Annotated in this window: 20 protein-coding genes; 18 read left to right on the top strand and 2 right to left on the bottom strand. The window is 34.2% G+C overall.

The genetic code is table 11. From position 1 onward, the window contains the following. Positions 1 to 13 precede the first annotated feature (13 nt). The 18 genes from serS to H7350_RS04765 all read left to right on the top strand — a co-directional run bounded on the left by serS (position 14) and on the right by H7350_RS04765 (position 12,798). Entirely contained in the window at positions 14 to 1,288 is a 1,275-nt protein-coding gene (serS, locus tag H7350_RS04850) for a serine--tRNA ligase (RefSeq protein ID WP_204344733.1), read from the top strand. 414 nt (positions 1,289 to 1,702) lie between these two features. Beyond that, positions 1,703 to 3,478 (top strand): tetratricopeptide repeat protein, encoded by a 1,776-nt coding sequence (locus H7350_RS04845; RefSeq protein ID WP_204344732.1) that lies wholly within the window; start codon positions 1,703 to 1,705, stop codon positions 3,476 to 3,478. A 13-nt stretch (positions 3,479 to 3,491) separates the two neighbouring features. Continuing rightward, the gene (locus tag H7350_RS04840; protein WP_204344731.1) at positions 3,492 to 4,004 is read left to right on the top strand and encodes a GNAT family N-acetyltransferase; all 513 of its coding nucleotides are present in this window, start codon (positions 3,492 to 3,494) and stop codon (positions 4,002 to 4,004) included. Positions 4,005 to 4,049: 45 nt separating this feature from the next. Continuing rightward, the gene (locus tag H7350_RS04835; protein ID WP_204344730.1) at positions 4,050 to 4,376 is read left to right on the top strand and encodes a DUF4286 family protein; all 327 of its coding nucleotides are present in this window, start codon (positions 4,050 to 4,052) and stop codon (positions 4,374 to 4,376) included. Between the two features lies 1 nt (position 4,377). Next, positions 4,378 to 5,169, top strand: a complete 792-nt coding sequence (gene rsmA, locus H7350_RS04830) for a 16S rRNA (adenine(1518)-N(6)/adenine(1519)-N(6))-dimethyltransferase RsmA (protein WP_204344729.1) — start codon at positions 4,378 to 4,380, stop codon at positions 5,167 to 5,169. A 14-nt stretch (positions 5,170 to 5,183) separates the two neighbouring features. Continuing rightward, a complete protein-coding gene (gene mgtE / locus H7350_RS04825) occupies positions 5,184 to 6,557 on the top strand; it encodes a magnesium transporter (protein ID WP_204344728.1) in 1,374 nt (457 codons plus the stop codon). A 123-nt stretch (positions 6,558 to 6,680) separates the two neighbouring features. Next, complete coding sequence (locus H7350_RS04820; protein WP_204344727.1) at positions 6,681 to 7,046, top strand: cupin domain-containing protein; 366 nt, start codon at positions 6,681 to 6,683, stop codon at positions 7,044 to 7,046. Between the two features lie 49 nt (positions 7,047 to 7,095). After that, complete coding sequence (locus H7350_RS04815) at positions 7,096 to 8,031, top strand: 2-hydroxyacid dehydrogenase (protein WP_204344726.1); 936 nt, start codon at positions 7,096 to 7,098, stop codon at positions 8,029 to 8,031. 9 nt (positions 8,032 to 8,040) lie between these two features. Beyond that, entirely contained in the window at positions 8,041 to 8,451 is a 411-nt protein-coding gene (locus H7350_RS17105; protein WP_204344725.1) for a response regulator transcription factor, read from the top strand. A 106-nt stretch (positions 8,452 to 8,557) separates the two neighbouring features. Beyond that, positions 8,558 to 8,929 (top strand): VOC family protein, encoded by a 372-nt coding sequence (locus H7350_RS04805; RefSeq protein WP_204344724.1) that lies wholly within the window; start codon positions 8,558 to 8,560, stop codon positions 8,927 to 8,929. Between the two features lie 28 nt (positions 8,930 to 8,957). Beyond that, entirely contained in the window at positions 8,958 to 9,419 is a 462-nt protein-coding gene (locus H7350_RS04800) for a DUF4199 domain-containing protein (protein ID WP_204344723.1), read from the top strand. 10 nt (positions 9,420 to 9,429) lie between these two features. Further along, positions 9,430 to 9,888 carry a DUF1801 domain-containing protein gene (locus H7350_RS04795; RefSeq protein ID WP_204344722.1) on the top strand — a complete coding sequence of 153 codons (459 nt, stop codon included), beginning with the start codon at positions 9,430 to 9,432 and terminating at the stop codon, positions 9,886 to 9,888. 1 nt (position 9,889) lies between these two features. Then, positions 9,890 to 10,276: a VOC family protein gene (locus H7350_RS04790; RefSeq protein ID WP_204344721.1), complete on the top strand. Its 387-nt coding sequence runs from the start codon at positions 9,890 to 9,892 to the stop codon at positions 10,274 to 10,276. Between the two features lie 48 nt (positions 10,277 to 10,324). Continuing rightward, positions 10,325 to 10,864 carry a hypothetical protein gene (locus H7350_RS04785; RefSeq protein ID WP_204344720.1) on the top strand — a complete coding sequence of 180 codons (540 nt, stop codon included), beginning with the start codon at positions 10,325 to 10,327 and terminating at the stop codon, positions 10,862 to 10,864. A gap of 54 nt (positions 10,865 to 10,918) precedes the next feature. Continuing rightward, the gene (locus tag H7350_RS04780) at positions 10,919 to 11,410 is read left to right on the top strand and encodes a YtxH domain-containing protein (protein WP_204344719.1); all 492 of its coding nucleotides are present in this window, start codon (positions 10,919 to 10,921) and stop codon (positions 11,408 to 11,410) included. 102 nt (positions 11,411 to 11,512) lie between these two features. Further along, positions 11,513 to 11,836 (top strand): ArsR/SmtB family transcription factor, encoded by a 324-nt coding sequence (locus H7350_RS04775; RefSeq protein ID WP_204344718.1) that lies wholly within the window; start codon positions 11,513 to 11,515, stop codon positions 11,834 to 11,836. Between the two features lie 19 nt (positions 11,837 to 11,855). Continuing rightward, positions 11,856 to 12,365 carry a DUF6428 family protein gene (locus tag H7350_RS04770; RefSeq protein WP_204344717.1) on the top strand — a complete coding sequence of 170 codons (510 nt, stop codon included), beginning with the start codon at positions 11,856 to 11,858 and terminating at the stop codon, positions 12,363 to 12,365. Between the two features lie 16 nt (positions 12,366 to 12,381). Continuing rightward, positions 12,382 to 12,798: an arsenate reductase ArsC gene (locus H7350_RS04765; protein WP_204344716.1), complete on the top strand. Its 417-nt coding sequence runs from the start codon at positions 12,382 to 12,384 to the stop codon at positions 12,796 to 12,798. Here the strand turns inward: H7350_RS04765 and H7350_RS04760 are convergent. Further along, the gene (locus H7350_RS04760; protein ID WP_204344715.1) at positions 12,795 to 14,633 is read right to left on the bottom strand and encodes a GNAT family N-acyltransferase; all 1,839 of its coding nucleotides are present in this window, start codon (positions 14,631 to 14,633) and stop codon (positions 12,795 to 12,797) included. The two genes, H7350_RS04765 and H7350_RS04760, sit on opposite strands and share 4 nt — an antisense overlap. 22 nt (positions 14,634 to 14,655) lie before the next feature. After that, entirely contained in the window at positions 14,656 to 15,906 is a 1,251-nt protein-coding gene (locus tag H7350_RS04755; protein WP_204344714.1) for an aspartate kinase, read from the bottom strand. Position 15,907 lies beyond the last annotated feature (1 nt).

Genomic DNA, 15,907 nt, shown 5'->3' with positions numbered 1-15,907 from the left:
TTTAAATAATACCATGTTACAAGTTGCATTTATTAGAGAAAACAAAGAAGATGTTATCAATCGCTTAGCAAAACGAAACATTGATGCATCTCAAATGATTGATGATGTCATCACTTTAGATGAAGAGCGTAGACAACTCCAAACACAACTTGATAATACACTTGCTGAGTCTAACTCCATTTCAAAAGAAATAGGCATACTCTACAAGTCTGGTAAAGCTGCTGAAGCAACTTCTCTAAAAGATAAAGGGGCTCAGCTTAAAGAAGATTCTAAAGCTTTAGAGGAGCAACTTAATTTAAAAGTTGACACCTTAAATACTGTACTCTATAAAATTCCTAATGTACCTCATCCTTCTGTTCCAGCAGGAAATACAGATGAAGATAATGAAGAGGTCTTTAGAGCAGGTGACATTCCAACGCTTCATGCAAATGCTAAACCACATTGGGATTTGGTTAAAGAACTCGATATTATCGATTTTGAATTAGGTAATAAAATTACAGGAGCAGGTTTTCCTGTATATAAAGGAAAAGGTGCAAGGTTACAACGTGCCCTTATTGCTTATTTTTTAGATAAAAATACTACTGCAGGTTATACTGAAGTGCAAGTGCCGCATTTAGTGAATGAAGCTTCTGGATTTGGTACTGGTCAGTTGCCCGACAAAGACGGACAAATGTATCATGCTACAAACGTAGAACCTAGCTTATATCTCATTCCTACTGGAGAAGTACCTGCAACTAACATCTATCGTGATGAGTTACTAAACCTCTCTCAATTGCCGCAATCACTCACAACGTATACACCTTGTTTTCGTGTAGAAGCTGGAAGCTATGGTGCTCATGTTAGAGGATTAAACCGTTTGCATCAATTTGATAAGGTTGAGATTTTACGCGTCGAACATCCTAATCGTTCATATGACGCTTTAGACGAAATGGTAAACCATATCAAAGGCATTCTGCAAGAATTAAAATTACCGTATAGAATCTTAAGATTATGTGGTGGCGATTTAGGGTTTACTTCTGCATTAACATACGATTTTGAAGTCTTCTCTACGGCACAAGATCGATGGTTAGAAATTTCGAGTGTCTCTAATTTTGAAACTTTTCAGTCTAATCGTTTGAAACTACGCTTCAAAAATGAAGATGGTAAAACTCAATTATGCCATACACTTAACGGAAGCGCTCTGGCCTTACCTAGAGTTTTAGCTGGAATTATTGAAAACTATCAAACCGAAGATGGTATACAAATTCCTGAAGTTCTTATTCCATATACAGGATTTGATAAAATTTAAATTGTAAGAATTATACTATATTTAATCGTTTAAATGCTAAAATTTAACGTTGTTCAACGATTTTTTAGCATTTTCTTTTGTTTTTTAGTTATTATTTGTGATGTTAGTATTCCAAATAAGAACCAACCTACTTATTATGAAAAACATCAAACGTATAGTATTACTAGTGACCTTAATCGTCCTAGCTAGCAAAGTCTTCCTTTAAGCCTTGAAGACATTTAAAACGACCTTAAAAAAGCCATAGCAGGATAACTGAATCATTTTGAAAAGAATAGATTAATAGCACATTTATTTTGTTGGTAATGCCTGAACTTGCGTTTAGGCATTTTTTTTTACCGTTTATCAAAACAATTATAAAAACATTCACAATATCTCGTAATTGCATTTGTTATATTTACATAAACTAAAACAGATATGCGTCACCTCGTTATCATTATAACACTTTTTAGTTGCGGACTTATATTTTCGCAAAGCGAGCAATTGGCCGAAGATTATTTTAATCGTGGTGAATTTGAAAAAGCATTACTTTCCTATCAAAAACTTAACGAGAAGAAAAAAAGTTCGAAATACATCTATAAAATTATAGAAACACTTCAACAATTAGAACGTTATGATGAAGCACAAGATGTAATTACACAACGCATGAAAGAAATCAATTATCCCGGACTTCTGGTAGAGCTAGGCTATAATTATCAGTTAAAAGGGAATATGGATGAAGCGCAGAAGTACTATCAAGAGGCCATTTTAAAAGTTGAAGAAAAACCATCATACACCTACGGAATTGCCAAAAAATTTGAAGATCACTCCCTTTTAGAACAAGCTCTGGAAGCTTATAAAAAAGGCATGGAAGTCAACCCTGAGCTTAACTTTAACATGCAAATGGCTCGCATCTATGGCGAACAAGGTAATATCGAATTACTCTTTTCAAATTATCTCGATTATATTGAAGCAAAACCTACTTTTCAAAGTAATGCCAAACGCGTTTTTAGTGATTTCGTTTCTGAAAATAAAGAGAATGAAAACAACCTTATTTTAAGAACATTACTCCTTAAAAAATTACAATCAAACCCTGAACCTTATTGGTATGATTTACTAAGCTGGTTATATATTCAGCAAAAAGAATACAACAAAGCATTTACACAAGAAAAAGCTTTATATCGTAGAACCCGTGAGAGTTTGAGTCGTATTTTAGATCTGGCACTCACAACGGTTAATGAAAACGAAAAAGAGATTTCAAATTCAATTTTCGAATTTGTTCTAGATAACTCTCAGGATATCGATACAAGATTAACAGCTCATCAATATATGCTTGATATAGAAATTGCTGATGCCGACACATCACAATTCGATGCTATAGACAAACAATTTCAAGCGCTATTTGATCGATATGGATTATATGAACAAACCATAGCACTACAAATTGCCTACGGAAATTTCCTAGCCTTTCACAAACATCAACCCAAATTAGGAAGTGAATTTTTAAAAAAGAGCCTTGATCTTCCTTTATCAACATTTCAGGAAGCAACTGTAAAACTTAAATTAGGAGATATCCTCGTATTTCAAGAGCGTTTTAATGAAGCTTTAATTTATTACACACAAATTCAAGCCAATTTAAAAAACAGCACCATTTCACAAGAAGCACGTTTTAAAGTTGCTAAAACCAGTTACTATAAAGGGGATTTTGAGTGGGCAGAATCGCAATTAAAAATCTTAAAATCTTCAACATCACAACTTATTGCAAATGATGCTTTAGAATTAAAACTGCTAATTTCTGATAACAAAGATGAAGATTCACTTCAAACAGCATTAAAACTCTATTCAAAAGCTGATTTAATGGCGTTTCAAAACAAAAATAATGAAGCCATAGCACTTATAGATAAAATTCTAACCGAGCATAAAGGCGAAACCATTGAAGATCAGGCTTTGTTTTTGCAAGCCAAGTTATTTGAAAAGACAAAACAAATCGATAAAGCTGTGGCCAGTTACCAATATATTATTGATAATTACAGAGACGAAATTCTGGCAGATGACGCCTTGTACTACTTAGCCGAACTCTACCAAAATGAATTAGGTCTTCCCGAAAAAGCTAAAGAACTTTACGATAATATTATCTTTAATCATCAAGACAGTATTTACTTTATTGAAGCAAGAAAACGTTTCAGAATGTTACGAGGTGATGCCATAAATTAGATAGTTAAGACTAATGATAATCGCTGAAACTAACCGACTTGTCCTTTCTAAATTTACAGTAGAAGATGCACCTTTTATTTTAGAACTAATGAATACACCTAAATGGCTGAGATTTATTGGTGACCGACACGTAAAAACGGTCGAAGATGCTGCAAATTACCTTCAGAATAATCAACTAAAAGCATACGATAACTTTGACTTTGGCTATTATAAAGCTCAGCTTAAAAATGACAACTTAAAGCCCATTGGCTCATTTGGCCTATTAAAACGTGATACGCTCGATGCTGTTGATATTGGCTTTTCATTACTACCTGAATACGAAGGTCAGGGTTATGGTCTTGAAGGTGCTACTGCCGTTATGAACCTCGCCAAAACTAAATTCGATATAAAAAAACTGTGCGCTATTACACTTCCAGAAAACAAAGCTTCTATTCATCTTTTGGAAAAATTAGGCTTATCTTACCAAAAAAGCGTAAAACCTTTTGACAACGACGAAGAACTTCTGTTATTTGCAAAAGATTTATAGTGATTTTCATATCATAAACGATGTGAAACCCATAAAAACAATAGAATGATTATATACAATGTCACAGTCAATATTGACGATACCGTTCATGACCAATGGTTACAATGGATGAAAACGGAACATATCCCTAAAGTCTTAGGAACCGGGAAGTTTGAAAAAGCAACACTTTCAAAAGTACTGGTTGAAGAAGAAATGGGAGGGCAAACCTATTCCATTCAATACCGTTCATACTCTAGAGAAGCACTCGATGCTTATTACAGAGAAGATGCAGATGTGTTGCGAACTGAAGGTTTAAAGAAATTTTCAGATAAAATGTTAGCCTTTAGAACCGAACTCCATATTGTAGATGAATACTCTGTAAAATTTAAATAACGTGTCAAACAACCATCAAGTTAAAGCAAAAAAACATCTAGGTCAGCACTTCCTAACCGATGAGTCTGTTGCTCAAAATATTGCAAACACCTTATCATTAGAAGGCTATAAACACGTTCTTGAAATTGGTCCTGGAATGGGTGTTTTAACTAAATATTTACTGGAAAAACCTATAAAAACTCACGTTATAGAAATCGATGATGAATCGGTAGAATATCTTAAAGCCAATTACCTCAACTTAGCAGATCGCGTGTATGACAAAGACTTTTTGAAATATGATTTAACTGAAATTTTCAACCAAGAACCATTCGCTATCATCGGTAACTTTCCGTATAATATTTCAACACAAATTGTTTTTAAAACACTTGAAATGCGTGATCAGATTCCAGAGTTTTCAGGCATGTTTCAAAAGGAAGTTGCTGCTCGTATTTGTTCTAAAGAAGGCAGTAAAGTCTATGGTATCCTTTCAGTATTAACTCAGGCCTTTTATGATGCCGAATATTTATTTACGGTTCCACCAAATGTGTTTAATCCGCCTCCAAAAGTAGATTCTGGTGTTTTACGATTAAAACGAAAAGAAAACTATACTCTTCCTGTAGACGAAAACCTTTTTTTTAGAGTTGTCAAAACTGCATTCCAGCAACGTAGAAAAACTTTACGTAACAGTTTAAAAACGTTTAATCTTTCAGATAATTTAAAAGCAAATGTTATATTTGGCAAACGTCCAGAACAACTAAGCGTAGATTCGTTTTTAGAACTTACGCAACACATTGAAAACGACGAGCAAAACTAGCAAAGCCATTACGTTTGATTGAAGAGAAAGAAAATATCCAATTTGAGCTTACCGATGAACTCATAGAGCAGGTTGAACTTTATGTCGAAACCCAAAACGACAAAGAGCTCAAACGACTACTTAATGACTACCATCATGCCGATGTTGCCGAAATTTTAGATGAACTAGACCTTGAAGATTCGGTCTATGTCATCAAATTGCTGGATTCTGAAACCACTTCAGATATTCTAATGGAACTCGATGAAGACATTAGAGAAAAAGTACTTAAACATCTCTCGGCAAAAGAAATTGCTGAAGAAATTGAAGAGTTAGATACCGATGACGCGGCAGATATGATTGCCGAACTTCCAGAAGAAAGACAAGCTGAAGTCATCTCTAAAATTGAAGACAACGAACATAGAGAAGAAATTACCGAACTTTTGGCGTATGACGAAGATACTGCTGGTAGTTTAATGGCAAAAGAACTGGTTAAAGTCTATGAAACATGGACAGTTGCAGGATGCCTGCGTCGTATTAGAGGACAGGCAAAAGATGTCACAAGAGTACACTCTATTTACGTCGTCAATAAAGAAGAAAAATTGATTGGCCGATTGTCACTTAAAGATTTAATCGTTGCCAAAAGCGAACAAAAAATCTCAGACATCGCTAAAGATAATGTCGACTTTGTTAATGTAATTGATGATGTTGAAGATGTAGCAAAAGTCATGGCTAAATACGATTTAGAAGCCATTCCTGTTGTCGATGACGAACAAACCTTACTCGGTAGAATCACCATTGATGATATTGTAGATGTCTTAAAAGAAGAAGCCGATAAAGATTACCAGTTAGCTGCAGGTATTACACAAGATGTCGAAGCCGATGATAGTATTTTAGAACTCACACGAGCTCGATTACCATGGCTGTTTCTGGGCCTTGTTGGTGGTGTTGGTGCCTTTTTAATTATGGAAGGTTTTGAAGAAGCTTTTAAAGGAAAAGCTTTCGTTTTATTCTTTTTTACGCCATTAATAGCCGCTATGGCCGGAAATGTTGGTGTACAATCCAGTGCAATTATCGTACAGGGTTTAGCTAACGATGATGTTAAAGGAAGTATCAATAGCCGACTTATAAAAGAAATGCTTTTAGCCGCTCTAAACGGAACCATTTTAGCCTTATTCTTGTTTCTGTTTGTTTGGGCTACCAAAGGTGATTTTACAACAGCACTTGCCATATCCACATCCTTAATTGCCGTTATAATCGTTGCAGGACTAATTGGTACATTTGTCCCTTTATTTTTAGACAAAAGAGGCATCGATCCCGCTATCGCCACAGGACCTTTTATCACTACCAGTAACGATATTTTCGGAATTCTTATCTACTTCTGGATTGCCAGATTGATTTTAGGAATTTAATGCTTTGGGCGTTCCCTTTCAGGTCGCGCTTTCCGTTACAATCTTTTACTGTCGTAAAAGGATTTTCTCTACAATCACTAACGCAAAACTTTGTAACTTTAAACACACAAAAGTTACTAACGTATGAAACCTATTAATATTAAAGAAAAACATACCTTATTTTCTAAACAATGGCATCCGCATCGTATTGCTACTGTCGATAATATGCAAGTCATCTTAGCTAAAATACAAGGAGAATTCGTTTGGCATAGTCACGATAATGAAGACGAATTATTTCAAGTGATAAAAGGCACGTTACACATGCAGTTTAGAGACCGAACAGAAGTGGTTAAAGAAGGTGAGCTTATTGTCGTTCCTAAAGGTGTTGAACATAATCCGTCAACCAAAAATGGCGAAGAAGTGCATCTATTACTATTCGAAAAACTCGACACAGCCCATACAGGAAACGTTGAGCACGAACGCACTCAAACCCAATATCCAGAACTATAAATACCATTAACGTCATACTAAACTTGTTTCAGTATCGCATTATTTTATCATGAAAATACTTCACTTAGATAACAACCATCCTCTACTCATTGAGCAACTCAATGCTTTAGGTTTTACAAACGACGAAGATTACACCTCTTCAAAAGCAACTATAGAGCAACACATACATCGCTATGATGGCTTCATCATTCGTAGCCGGTTTAAAATTGATAAAGCCTTCTTAGATGCTACGCAAGATTTAAAATTTATTGGACGAGTTGGGGCAGGATTAGAAAATATTGATACAGATTATGCCGCTCAAAAAGGCATTAAACTTATTGCTGCTCCTGAAGGCAATCGCAATGCCGTTGGCGAACATAGTTTAGCCATGCTCCTGTCTCTTTTTAATAAACTCAACAAAGCCGATAGAGAGGTTAAACAAGGTCACTGGAAACGCGAAGACAATCGCGGACTAGAACTCGACGGGAAAACTGTAGGACTCATTGGTTATGGCAATATGGGAAAAGCCTTTGCTAAAAAGCTTAGAGGTTTTGATGTTGACGTATTATGTTACGACATTAAAGCTAATGTTGGAGATGCTAACGCTGTTCAAGTATCATTACAAGAACTTCAGGAAAAAGCAGATGTCCTAAGTTTACATACTCCTGAAACACCTCTAACCATAGCTATGGTAAATTCTGAGTTTATCAACGGTTTTAAAAACCCATTTTGGCTCATCAACACAGCAAGAGGCAAAAGTGTCGTCACTCAAGATTTGATTTCTGCTTTAGAATCTGGTCAAATTCTCGGTGCTGGTCTTGATGTTTTAGAATACGAAAAATCATCGTTTGAACATCTGTTTACTTCAGAAATGCCAGAGGCTTTTAAACAGCTTATGTCCTTAGAAAATGTTTTACTCACACCTCATGTTGCGGGTTGGACCGTTGAAAGCAAAATAAAATTAGCACAAACCATAGTGGATAAAATTAAAACAGAATTTTGCTAAATTTAATCCATGAAAAAAATCATTTTTGTTTTTGGATTGCTCATTCTTGCTTTGCTTTTATTATTTCAGTTTAGTAAGTATGCCTTAATTTCAAGTCATCTAAAAATTGAAATTATCATCGCTATAATTGCGCTTGTTTTCTTTTGTGTCGGCATCTTCATTAACAAAAAAAGTTTACACAAACCAACGCCTGTTTCCGAAGATATCAATCATCAAAAAATTAAAGATTTAGACATTAGTAAACGAGAATACGAAGTGCTTTTAGGAATTTCTGAAGGCTTATCTAATAAAGAAATTGGTGAAAAACTTTTTGTTTCAGAAAGTACTGTAAAAACACATGTTTCTAACTTACTTTCAAAATTAAATGCGAAGCGTCGCACTCAGGCTCTACAAATTGCAAAAGACTCCAATATCATATAAATTATATACTTTTAAACTAAAGTATGAGTGATTTGGTACTTTAGTATGATCCATTTTTTAAGTACTTCTCATAGTTTTGTTAACGATTAATCTAAAACCAATCATTATGAAATTAGGTGCATTTTCAATGAGTTTGAATGTCAAAGACATTCATGCTTCTAAAGCATTTTATGAAACTCTGGGCTTCTCAGTTTTTGCAGGAGATATTGAACGTAATTATCTCATCATGAAAAACGAAGACACGCTTATCGGACTTTTTCAAGGGATGTTTGAACAGAATATTTTAACCTTTAATCCAGGTTGGGATCAAGAGGCAAAAACGCTTGATAATTACGACGATGTGAGAACCATTCAAAAACATCTCAAAGCTCATAATATAAGCTTAGAGCGTGAAACCGATGGCAGCAGCTCTGGTCCTGCAAGTATTGTCTTATACGATCCTGATGGGAACACCATTCTAATTGATCAACATGTGTAATTTTTAACGCAATACAAAACATCAAATCATGAAACAAACAGTTCTCAAATACGGTCTTTACGGACTCATAACCGGATTTATAATATTTACAATTCATCTAATTGTAGGTATAAACACATTTGACTATGCAACAAACGAAGTCCTTGGCTATGTATCCATCTTCTTATCGCTTTCATTTATTTATTTTGGGATAAAGCATTACAGAGACCATGTCAATAGTGGTGTAATTTCTTTAGGAAAAGCAATTTTAATTGGTGTCCTAATTTCTATATTAGCTGGCTTAGGAATAGCAATTGCCGATTTTATATATACAAAATTTATCAATCCTTCTTTTTTTAGCGATTATCAAAAAGCACTAATAGAACAAGGAAAAGCCGATGAAATCTTAGAAATGACAAGTACAACTGCAGCATTATTTATGCTTGTACTTGTAACTATTATTGGATTTATTATATCTTTAATTTCAGCATTAATTCTTCAACGTAAATAAAACATCAAGTATGACATACGAAGCAACATCTCCAGAAGATTACATAAATCAAACGCCCGAAGCGCGTCATGATGCACTAAAAAAACTAAGGCATATTATAAAAGATAACTTACCTAAAGGGTTTGAAGAAGGTATGATTTACAAAATGATAGGCTACTATGTACCTCATTCTGTATATCCAGATGGTTATCATTGTGACCCTAAAACGCCTCTGCCTTTTATGAGTTTTGCCTCACAAAAAAACTCTATTAATCTTTACCATAGTGGAATATATGCCAAAAAAGAACTACACGACTGGTTTGTCTCTGAATACCCAAAACACTGTGCTCGTAAATTAGATATGGGAAAAAGTTGTATCAGGTTTAAAAAGGTAGAAGATATTCCTTATGAATTGATTGGTGAACTTACGCGAAAAATGACATGCGAAGAATGGATAGATATTTACGAAACAGCATTAAAGAAAAAATAAAATGAAAAAAAGAGTTACAGGAATAGGCGGATTGTTTTTTAAATCTAAAAACCCAAAAGCGTCAAAAGATTGGTACAATAAACATCTAGGATTTAATACCGATGATTATGGTTGCACATTCTGGTGGAAAGACAAAGATGGTAAAGATTGTTCGACACAATGGAGCCCATTTAAAGATGATACCACATACTTTAAGCCTTCAAAAAAAGAGTTTATGTTTAACTATCGTGTTGAAAATTTAAAAGAATTATTAGTGACTTTAAAAGAAGAAGGGGTCACAATAGTAGGAGACATGGAAGAATACGACTACGGGAAATTTGGCTGGATACTAGATAACGAAGGCAATAAAATTGAACTCTGGGAACCTGTTGACCAAGCTTTTCTTTAGTCGTGTAACAAATGTCTTGTTTAAACTACTCATAAATAAACACATACAATGACTGAAGACAATACACAAAATGATGATTTAAACAACACATCTTTACCTAAGCAAGACTCTTTTACTGAAAGCACTAATAGCGTTAACGGCTCATCAAATGATATAAAAGAAAATGCTACTGAAGCATTAAACTCAGCAAAGGAAAAAGCTAATGAATTAGCAAATGAAGCCAAAGAAATTTTAGGAAATGTAAAAGACAAAGCAACCGAATTTATCGAAGGTGACGGAAAAGAAATGTTTAATACTGCTAAAGACAAAGCCTCCGAATTAGCTAGTGAAGCTGGTGAAAAGCTAAATGAATTTACTGCTGATGCAAAAGAAAAAACAGCAGAACTCTCAGAAGACTTTAAAGAAACTTACAATGAAGCTAAAGAAAAGGCTTCTGAATTAGCAATTGAAGCAGGAGATAAACTAGGAGAATTTGCTGACAAAGCTGAAGACAAACTTGAAGATTTGGCTGAAGACGCTAAAGAAACCTACATCGAAGCTAAAGAAAAAACGAAAGGCTTTTTTCAAAAGCTATTTGGTAAAAAATAAACTCTGTTTGTCTATTTTTAGTAACTTTATAGGCATAACCATAAACTATAAATAATGTCTGATGATAGTAAAAATTTAAGCGATGACCTTAATGATATGTTAGGTGACGCTAAAGAAGGTGCGAAAAAAGCTGCTGATAAAGCAAGTGAGTTTGCCGATGATGCCAAAGAAAAGGCATCCGAATTTGCCGAAGAGGCCAAAGCCTCTGCTAAAGAGTTTGCTAATGATGCTAAAGAAGTATTAAGTGACGGAAAAAACGTAGCCATTATTGCCCACTTATGGTGGATAGGATGGATTATTGCTATTGTTATGAATAATGGAAATAAAACCGAATTAGGTTCATTTTACATCAAACAAACATTAGGATTGTTAGTGCTTTCAATCATTAATTACGGGATGTATTTTATTTCACCATTACTAGGTGGTATTATTGGAATAATCGTTTTTATCTTATGGATCATAAGTTTAATTGGAGCACTGAGTGGTGAAAAAAAATCGCTACCTGTAGTTGGTGACCAATTTCAAGACTGGTTCAAATCACTATAAAACATAGGCCAGACATAGTTTCTGGCTTTTTTTAAAAACTTATCATCGTAATATTGCGATATTACGATGATAATGTTTACCTTTGTATTACAATTATAATTAATGGGAGCTACAAAGCATTTTATGTATACCGATAGCTGCAATGAAATAGCCAATATTGCTAAAGTATTTGCTCATCCTGCTCGAGTGGCAATTCTAAAATATATCAGCGAGCAGGAAGGTTGTATTTGCAACGACTTAGTTGAAGACATTGGCTTATCTCAGGCCACTATTTCGCAACATCTTAGTGTTATTGGTGATGCTGGACTACTACAAGGCAGGTTTGTAGGTAAAAGAAAATGTTACTGCCTCAATAGTGATCGCTTTAAAGAATTTCAAATTTTAATGAACGTTTTCTTTATAAAAACAACGTCTAATTGCTGTTAGCAGATTAAAACTAGAAAACATGAATACAAAAGAATTATTTTCATTATTAGAGCAACATAAAGATAAAACTTTACGCTTTGAATATGCTCCAAATGCCTTTGTAGGTGCAAATTATCACATTACTGAAGTGAAACACATTGCCGTAGATTCTGTAGATTGTGGATCTCAAACCGATGCCTGGAATGAAACCATTATACAGCTTTGGGAAAGTCCGTTAGAAACCAACAAAATAAAACACATGTCTGTTTTAAAAGCCTTAGAGATTCTAAAAAAAGTGGGGGAAATTAAACCTTATGATTTGAGTGCTGAAGTTAAATTTGAATATAGTAATTCAGCATTTCATACCGCACAACTCTTTGTCAATGATTTTACATTAGATAATACAAAACTCATTCTTAATTTAGGAATACAAAAAACCAATTGTAAAGCAAAAGAACTTTGTGGTATTCCTGAAACCGTAATAAATACATTAGAAACTGTTAAAACAAATGTTGAGACATGCTGTTCTCCAAAAAGTGGTTGTTGTTAAAAAAGAAAAAAATCAAATGAAAAATATACTCGTTCTCTGTACCGGAAATTCTTGTAGAAGCCAAATGGCTCATGGTTATTTAAACCTAATTACTAATGGTAAAGCCTCTGTTTATAGCGCAGGAATTGAAACTCACGGTCTAAATCCTGGTGCTGTAGCTATCATGAAAGAAGATGGCATTGACATTTCAAATCATACGTCAAATCATGTTGATGAATATACTGCTATCGATTTTGATTACATCATTACAGTTTGTGATCATGCTAATGAAAATTGTCCTTTTATTCCTAGTAAAAATGCTTTAAGACTCCATCATAATTTTTATGATCCGTCTAAAGTCATTGGAACAGATGAAGAAAAACATGCGGCCTTTTTTAAAGCGAGGAATGAAATTAAAGCGTATTGCGAAAATTTTGCAAATACATACCTCTAATGGTCTTCGGCATTACCGTTAGAAAATTTGCGTTCTAATTCAGCTTGAAACTCTTCCATTACAGGTTTCACAGTACTTTCAGGTAAATCGGCTATTTTAATATACATCAACCCGTCGACAGAATTGTTAAACAATGGGTCAACATTAAATGCCACCAATTTAGCATTTTGCTTGATATACTTTTTGAGTAAAACCGGGAGTCGTAAAGCTCCTGGTTCTACTTCATCAATGATTTTATCAAATTTATTTAAATCGGCTTCAGCCTCATCAAATACAAAATCTTTGTCAGCATCTTTTAATTTGACTTTGAATTCTTTTTTAGGATGAACATACTGAGCTACATATGGATCGTAGTAATGTGATTTCATAAACTCTATCATCAAGGATTTTGAAAAGTTAGAAAACTGATTACTAATACTTACACCTCCAATTAAAAACTTATGCTCTGGATATCGCAAGGTGGTATGCACAATACCTTTCCAGAGTAAAAAAAGCGGCATGGGCTTTTGTTGGTATTCTTTAATGATGAATGCTCTACCCATTTCAATAGATTCACTCATCATTTTATACAATTCAGGCTCAAACCTGAAAAGGTCTTGTAGATAAAATCCATCAATACCATAACGCGCATATATCTTAGATCCCAATCCCATTCTGTAGGCACCAGCCAGTTGCTTGGTTTCAGTATCCCATAAAAACATATGATGATAGTACGTATCAAAACTGTCTAAATCTATAGCTTCATTAGTTCCCTCGCCAATAGCCCTAAATGTTATTTCTCGCAAACGGCCTATTTCATGAAGAATGTTTGGAATTTGATCAGCAGGTGTTAAATACACCTCGTAATTTTTACTCACCAATAATCTGAAATCCCCTTCCCGTAATGCTTCAACTTCAGCAGCCATTTTCTCTGTGCTTACAGAACCCACAATACGTTTAGGTGGCTTTGCTGGTGGCTTTAAGGTGTTGGATATATTATCTAAAATCTTAGGTTTATCCTCAAAAGCATTAGAGAGCATATAGGTTTTTCGTCTAATAAATTCTGAAAAATCAGATAGGGTTTCATGTTCTTTTTGATCATTAACTGAAATCGCTTTCCCAATTCTAACCTTTATGATTCGGTTTTTTTGAGTTAATAATTCTGAAGGTAATTTTGCTGTTCTAAAAGTGTCACTTATTTTTGAAAGCTTATAAAATAACTTGCTGTTTTTAGCATGAAAATATATAGGAACAACAGGAACTTCAGCCTTTTTTATCAGCTTCATCGCAGCTTCTTCCCAGGGTTTATCGACTACCAATTTTCCGTCTTTATAAGTCGAAACCTCACCAGCAGGAAACACTCCTAATGGATGACCTTCTCGTAAATGTAAAATTGCATTTTTAAAACCTGCGATACTTGATTTCACATCCTTTCGGTCCTCAAATGGATTTACAGGCATGATATAAGGCTTCAAAGGTTCTATTCGGTGTAATAGGAAATTGGCAATGATTTTAAAATCCTTGCGTTGTTCAATCATTAATTTAAGTAGTAAGATGCCATCAATACCACCAAGTGGATGGTTAGAGACTGTAATAAAAGCGCCATCTTTAGGAAGACGTTTTAAATCTTCTTCAGGAATTTCAAATTTAATCTGAAAATCATCTAAAATAGCATTCAAAAACTCACCATCACTAAGGTGTTTATTACGTTTATAAATCTTATTGAGTGTCGAAATTTTTAAGACCTTCATCAACAACCAGCCAAAAAAGGTTCCGAGAAAACCATACTTATCTGCATGGATTGCCTTGGCGACTTCTTTTGCGGTAACTAGTCCTATTTCTTGTTGCTTGGTCATGACTGTAAAAGTACTAAATTGTTTATTTAGTTACGATTTGTATGGTTTCTTGAGTTAACTGTTTTAATAACAATTCTTTATCTTTTTCTATTGATGATATGGCCTGCTCATTATAATGCCTCACAGTATATAGACTCACATTATCATAAACTGTTACTTTAAATTTTGCTTTTAAATGTTGAAGCAATCGCTCTAGATTATTATAGGTGTTATCAAAACATACCGAAAAACTAATAGCAGAGTTCTGAATCACATCAACTTTCATCTTATATAGATGCAGTAATTTAAATATTTCACTAATGTTTTCTTCAACGATATAACTAAAATCTAGAGATGATAACGATATCAATACCTGGTTTTTCTTAACGATATAACAAGGGATGTTAGGTTCTATTCCAAAACCTTTACCAACTCGAGTACCAGCATTTTTAGGGTTTAAAAATGATTTTACAAACAACGGAATCTCTTTTTGTTGTAACGGCTGTAATGTCTTTGGATGAATCACAGATGCACCATAAAAAGCCAATTCAATTGCTTCTCTGTAAGAAATACTGTTTAACAGCTGAGCATTTTCAAAATAACGAGGGTCTGCATTTAACACACCTGGAACATCTTTCCAGATAGAGACGGCTTCGGCGTTTAAACAGTAAGCAAAAATTGCAGCGGTATAATCACTTCCCTCTCGCCCAAGTGTGGTTGTGAAATTATTGGCGTCACTTCCCAAAAACCCTTGCGTAATATTAAGAACCTTAGTATCAAAATTTGCCTTAATATTAGATTGTGTTTGTTCCCAATCGACATTTGCCGTTCTATAATAATCATCCGTTTTTATAAACTCTCTTACATCTAACCAATTATTTTTTAATCCGATATCATTGAGATAACCAGAAATAATAGTGGTTGAAGTTAATTCTCCAAAACCAATAACCTGATCATAAACAAAATTATAATCTGGTGATTTATTACGTCGTAAAAAAGCATCTAAGTCATCAAAAATTGTAGCCACTTTTTTAAATATATGATGATGGGTATTTTCAAAAAGCCCCTTCATGATGTCTTCATGATAGGTTTTAACCTCTTGAATAGCGTTTTGTAATTCTGGTTTGTTATCAAAGTAGTTTTTAATCACCAACTCTAAAGCATTGGTCGTTTTTCCCATAGCAGAGACTACTACTAATGTTTCGTCATAACCTACTTCTTGCAATACAGAAGCTAAATTTTTTACACCTTCGGCATTTTTAACCGATGCTCCTCCAAACTTAAATACTTGCATT

It is taken from the genome of Psychroserpens algicola, from assembly GCF_014526325.1.
Classification (GTDB): Bacteria; Bacteroidota; Bacteroidia; order Flavobacteriales; family Flavobacteriaceae; genus Psychroserpens; species Psychroserpens algicola.
Note: the sequence above shows the minus strand (reverse complement) of the source record. Positions and strands in the feature narration are given on the sequence as shown.

What these genes read in the sequence shown, in the direction of transcription:
- H7350_RS04765 (WP_204344716.1), top strand. Translation starts at nt 12,382, where the DNA reads ATGAAAAATATACTCGTTCTCTGTACCGGAAATTCTTGTAGAAGCCAA.
- H7350_RS04755 (WP_204344714.1), bottom strand. Translation starts at nt 15,906, where the DNA reads ATGCAAGTATTTAAGTTTGGAGGAGCATCGGTTAAAAATGCCGAAGGT.
- H7350_RS04840 (WP_204344731.1), top strand. Translation starts at nt 3,492, where the DNA reads ATGATAATCGCTGAAACTAACCGACTTGTCCTTTCTAAATTTACAGTA.
- H7350_RS04800 (WP_204344723.1), top strand. Translation starts at nt 8,958, where the DNA reads ATGAAACAAACAGTTCTCAAATACGGTCTTTACGGACTCATAACCGGA.
- H7350_RS04845 (WP_204344732.1), top strand. Translation starts at nt 1,703, where the DNA reads ATGCGTCACCTCGTTATCATTATAACACTTTTTAGTTGCGGACTTATA.
- H7350_RS04780 (WP_204344719.1), top strand. Translation starts at nt 10,919, where the DNA reads ATGTCTGATGATAGTAAAAATTTAAGCGATGACCTTAATGATATGTTA.
- H7350_RS04805 (WP_204344724.1), top strand. Translation starts at nt 8,558, where the DNA reads ATGAAATTAGGTGCATTTTCAATGAGTTTGAATGTCAAAGACATTCAT.
- H7350_RS04775 (WP_204344718.1), top strand. Translation starts at nt 11,513, where the DNA reads ATGGGAGCTACAAAGCATTTTATGTATACCGATAGCTGCAATGAAATA.
- H7350_RS04795 (WP_204344722.1), top strand. Translation starts at nt 9,430, where the DNA reads ATGACATACGAAGCAACATCTCCAGAAGATTACATAAATCAAACGCCC.
- serS (WP_204344733.1), top strand. Translation starts at nt 14, where the DNA reads ATGTTACAAGTTGCATTTATTAGAGAAAACAAAGAAGATGTTATCAAT.
- H7350_RS04835 (WP_204344730.1), top strand. Translation starts at nt 4,050, where the DNA reads ATGATTATATACAATGTCACAGTCAATATTGACGATACCGTTCATGAC.
- H7350_RS04770 (WP_204344717.1), top strand. Translation starts at nt 11,856, where the DNA reads ATGAATACAAAAGAATTATTTTCATTATTAGAGCAACATAAAGATAAA.
- H7350_RS04760 (WP_204344715.1), bottom strand. Translation starts at nt 14,633, where the DNA reads ATGACCAAGCAACAAGAAATAGGACTAGTTACCGCAAAAGAAGTCGCC.
- H7350_RS17105 (WP_204344725.1), top strand. Translation starts at nt 8,041, where the DNA reads ATGAAAAAAATCATTTTTGTTTTTGGATTGCTCATTCTTGCTTTGCTT.
- H7350_RS04815 (WP_204344726.1), top strand. Translation starts at nt 7,096, where the DNA reads ATGAAAATACTTCACTTAGATAACAACCATCCTCTACTCATTGAGCAA.
- H7350_RS04785 (WP_204344720.1), top strand. Translation starts at nt 10,325, where the DNA reads ATGACTGAAGACAATACACAAAATGATGATTTAAACAACACATCTTTA.
- H7350_RS04820 (WP_204344727.1), top strand. Translation starts at nt 6,681, where the DNA reads ATGAAACCTATTAATATTAAAGAAAAACATACCTTATTTTCTAAACAA.
- H7350_RS04790 (WP_204344721.1), top strand. Translation starts at nt 9,890, where the DNA reads ATGAAAAAAAGAGTTACAGGAATAGGCGGATTGTTTTTTAAATCTAAA.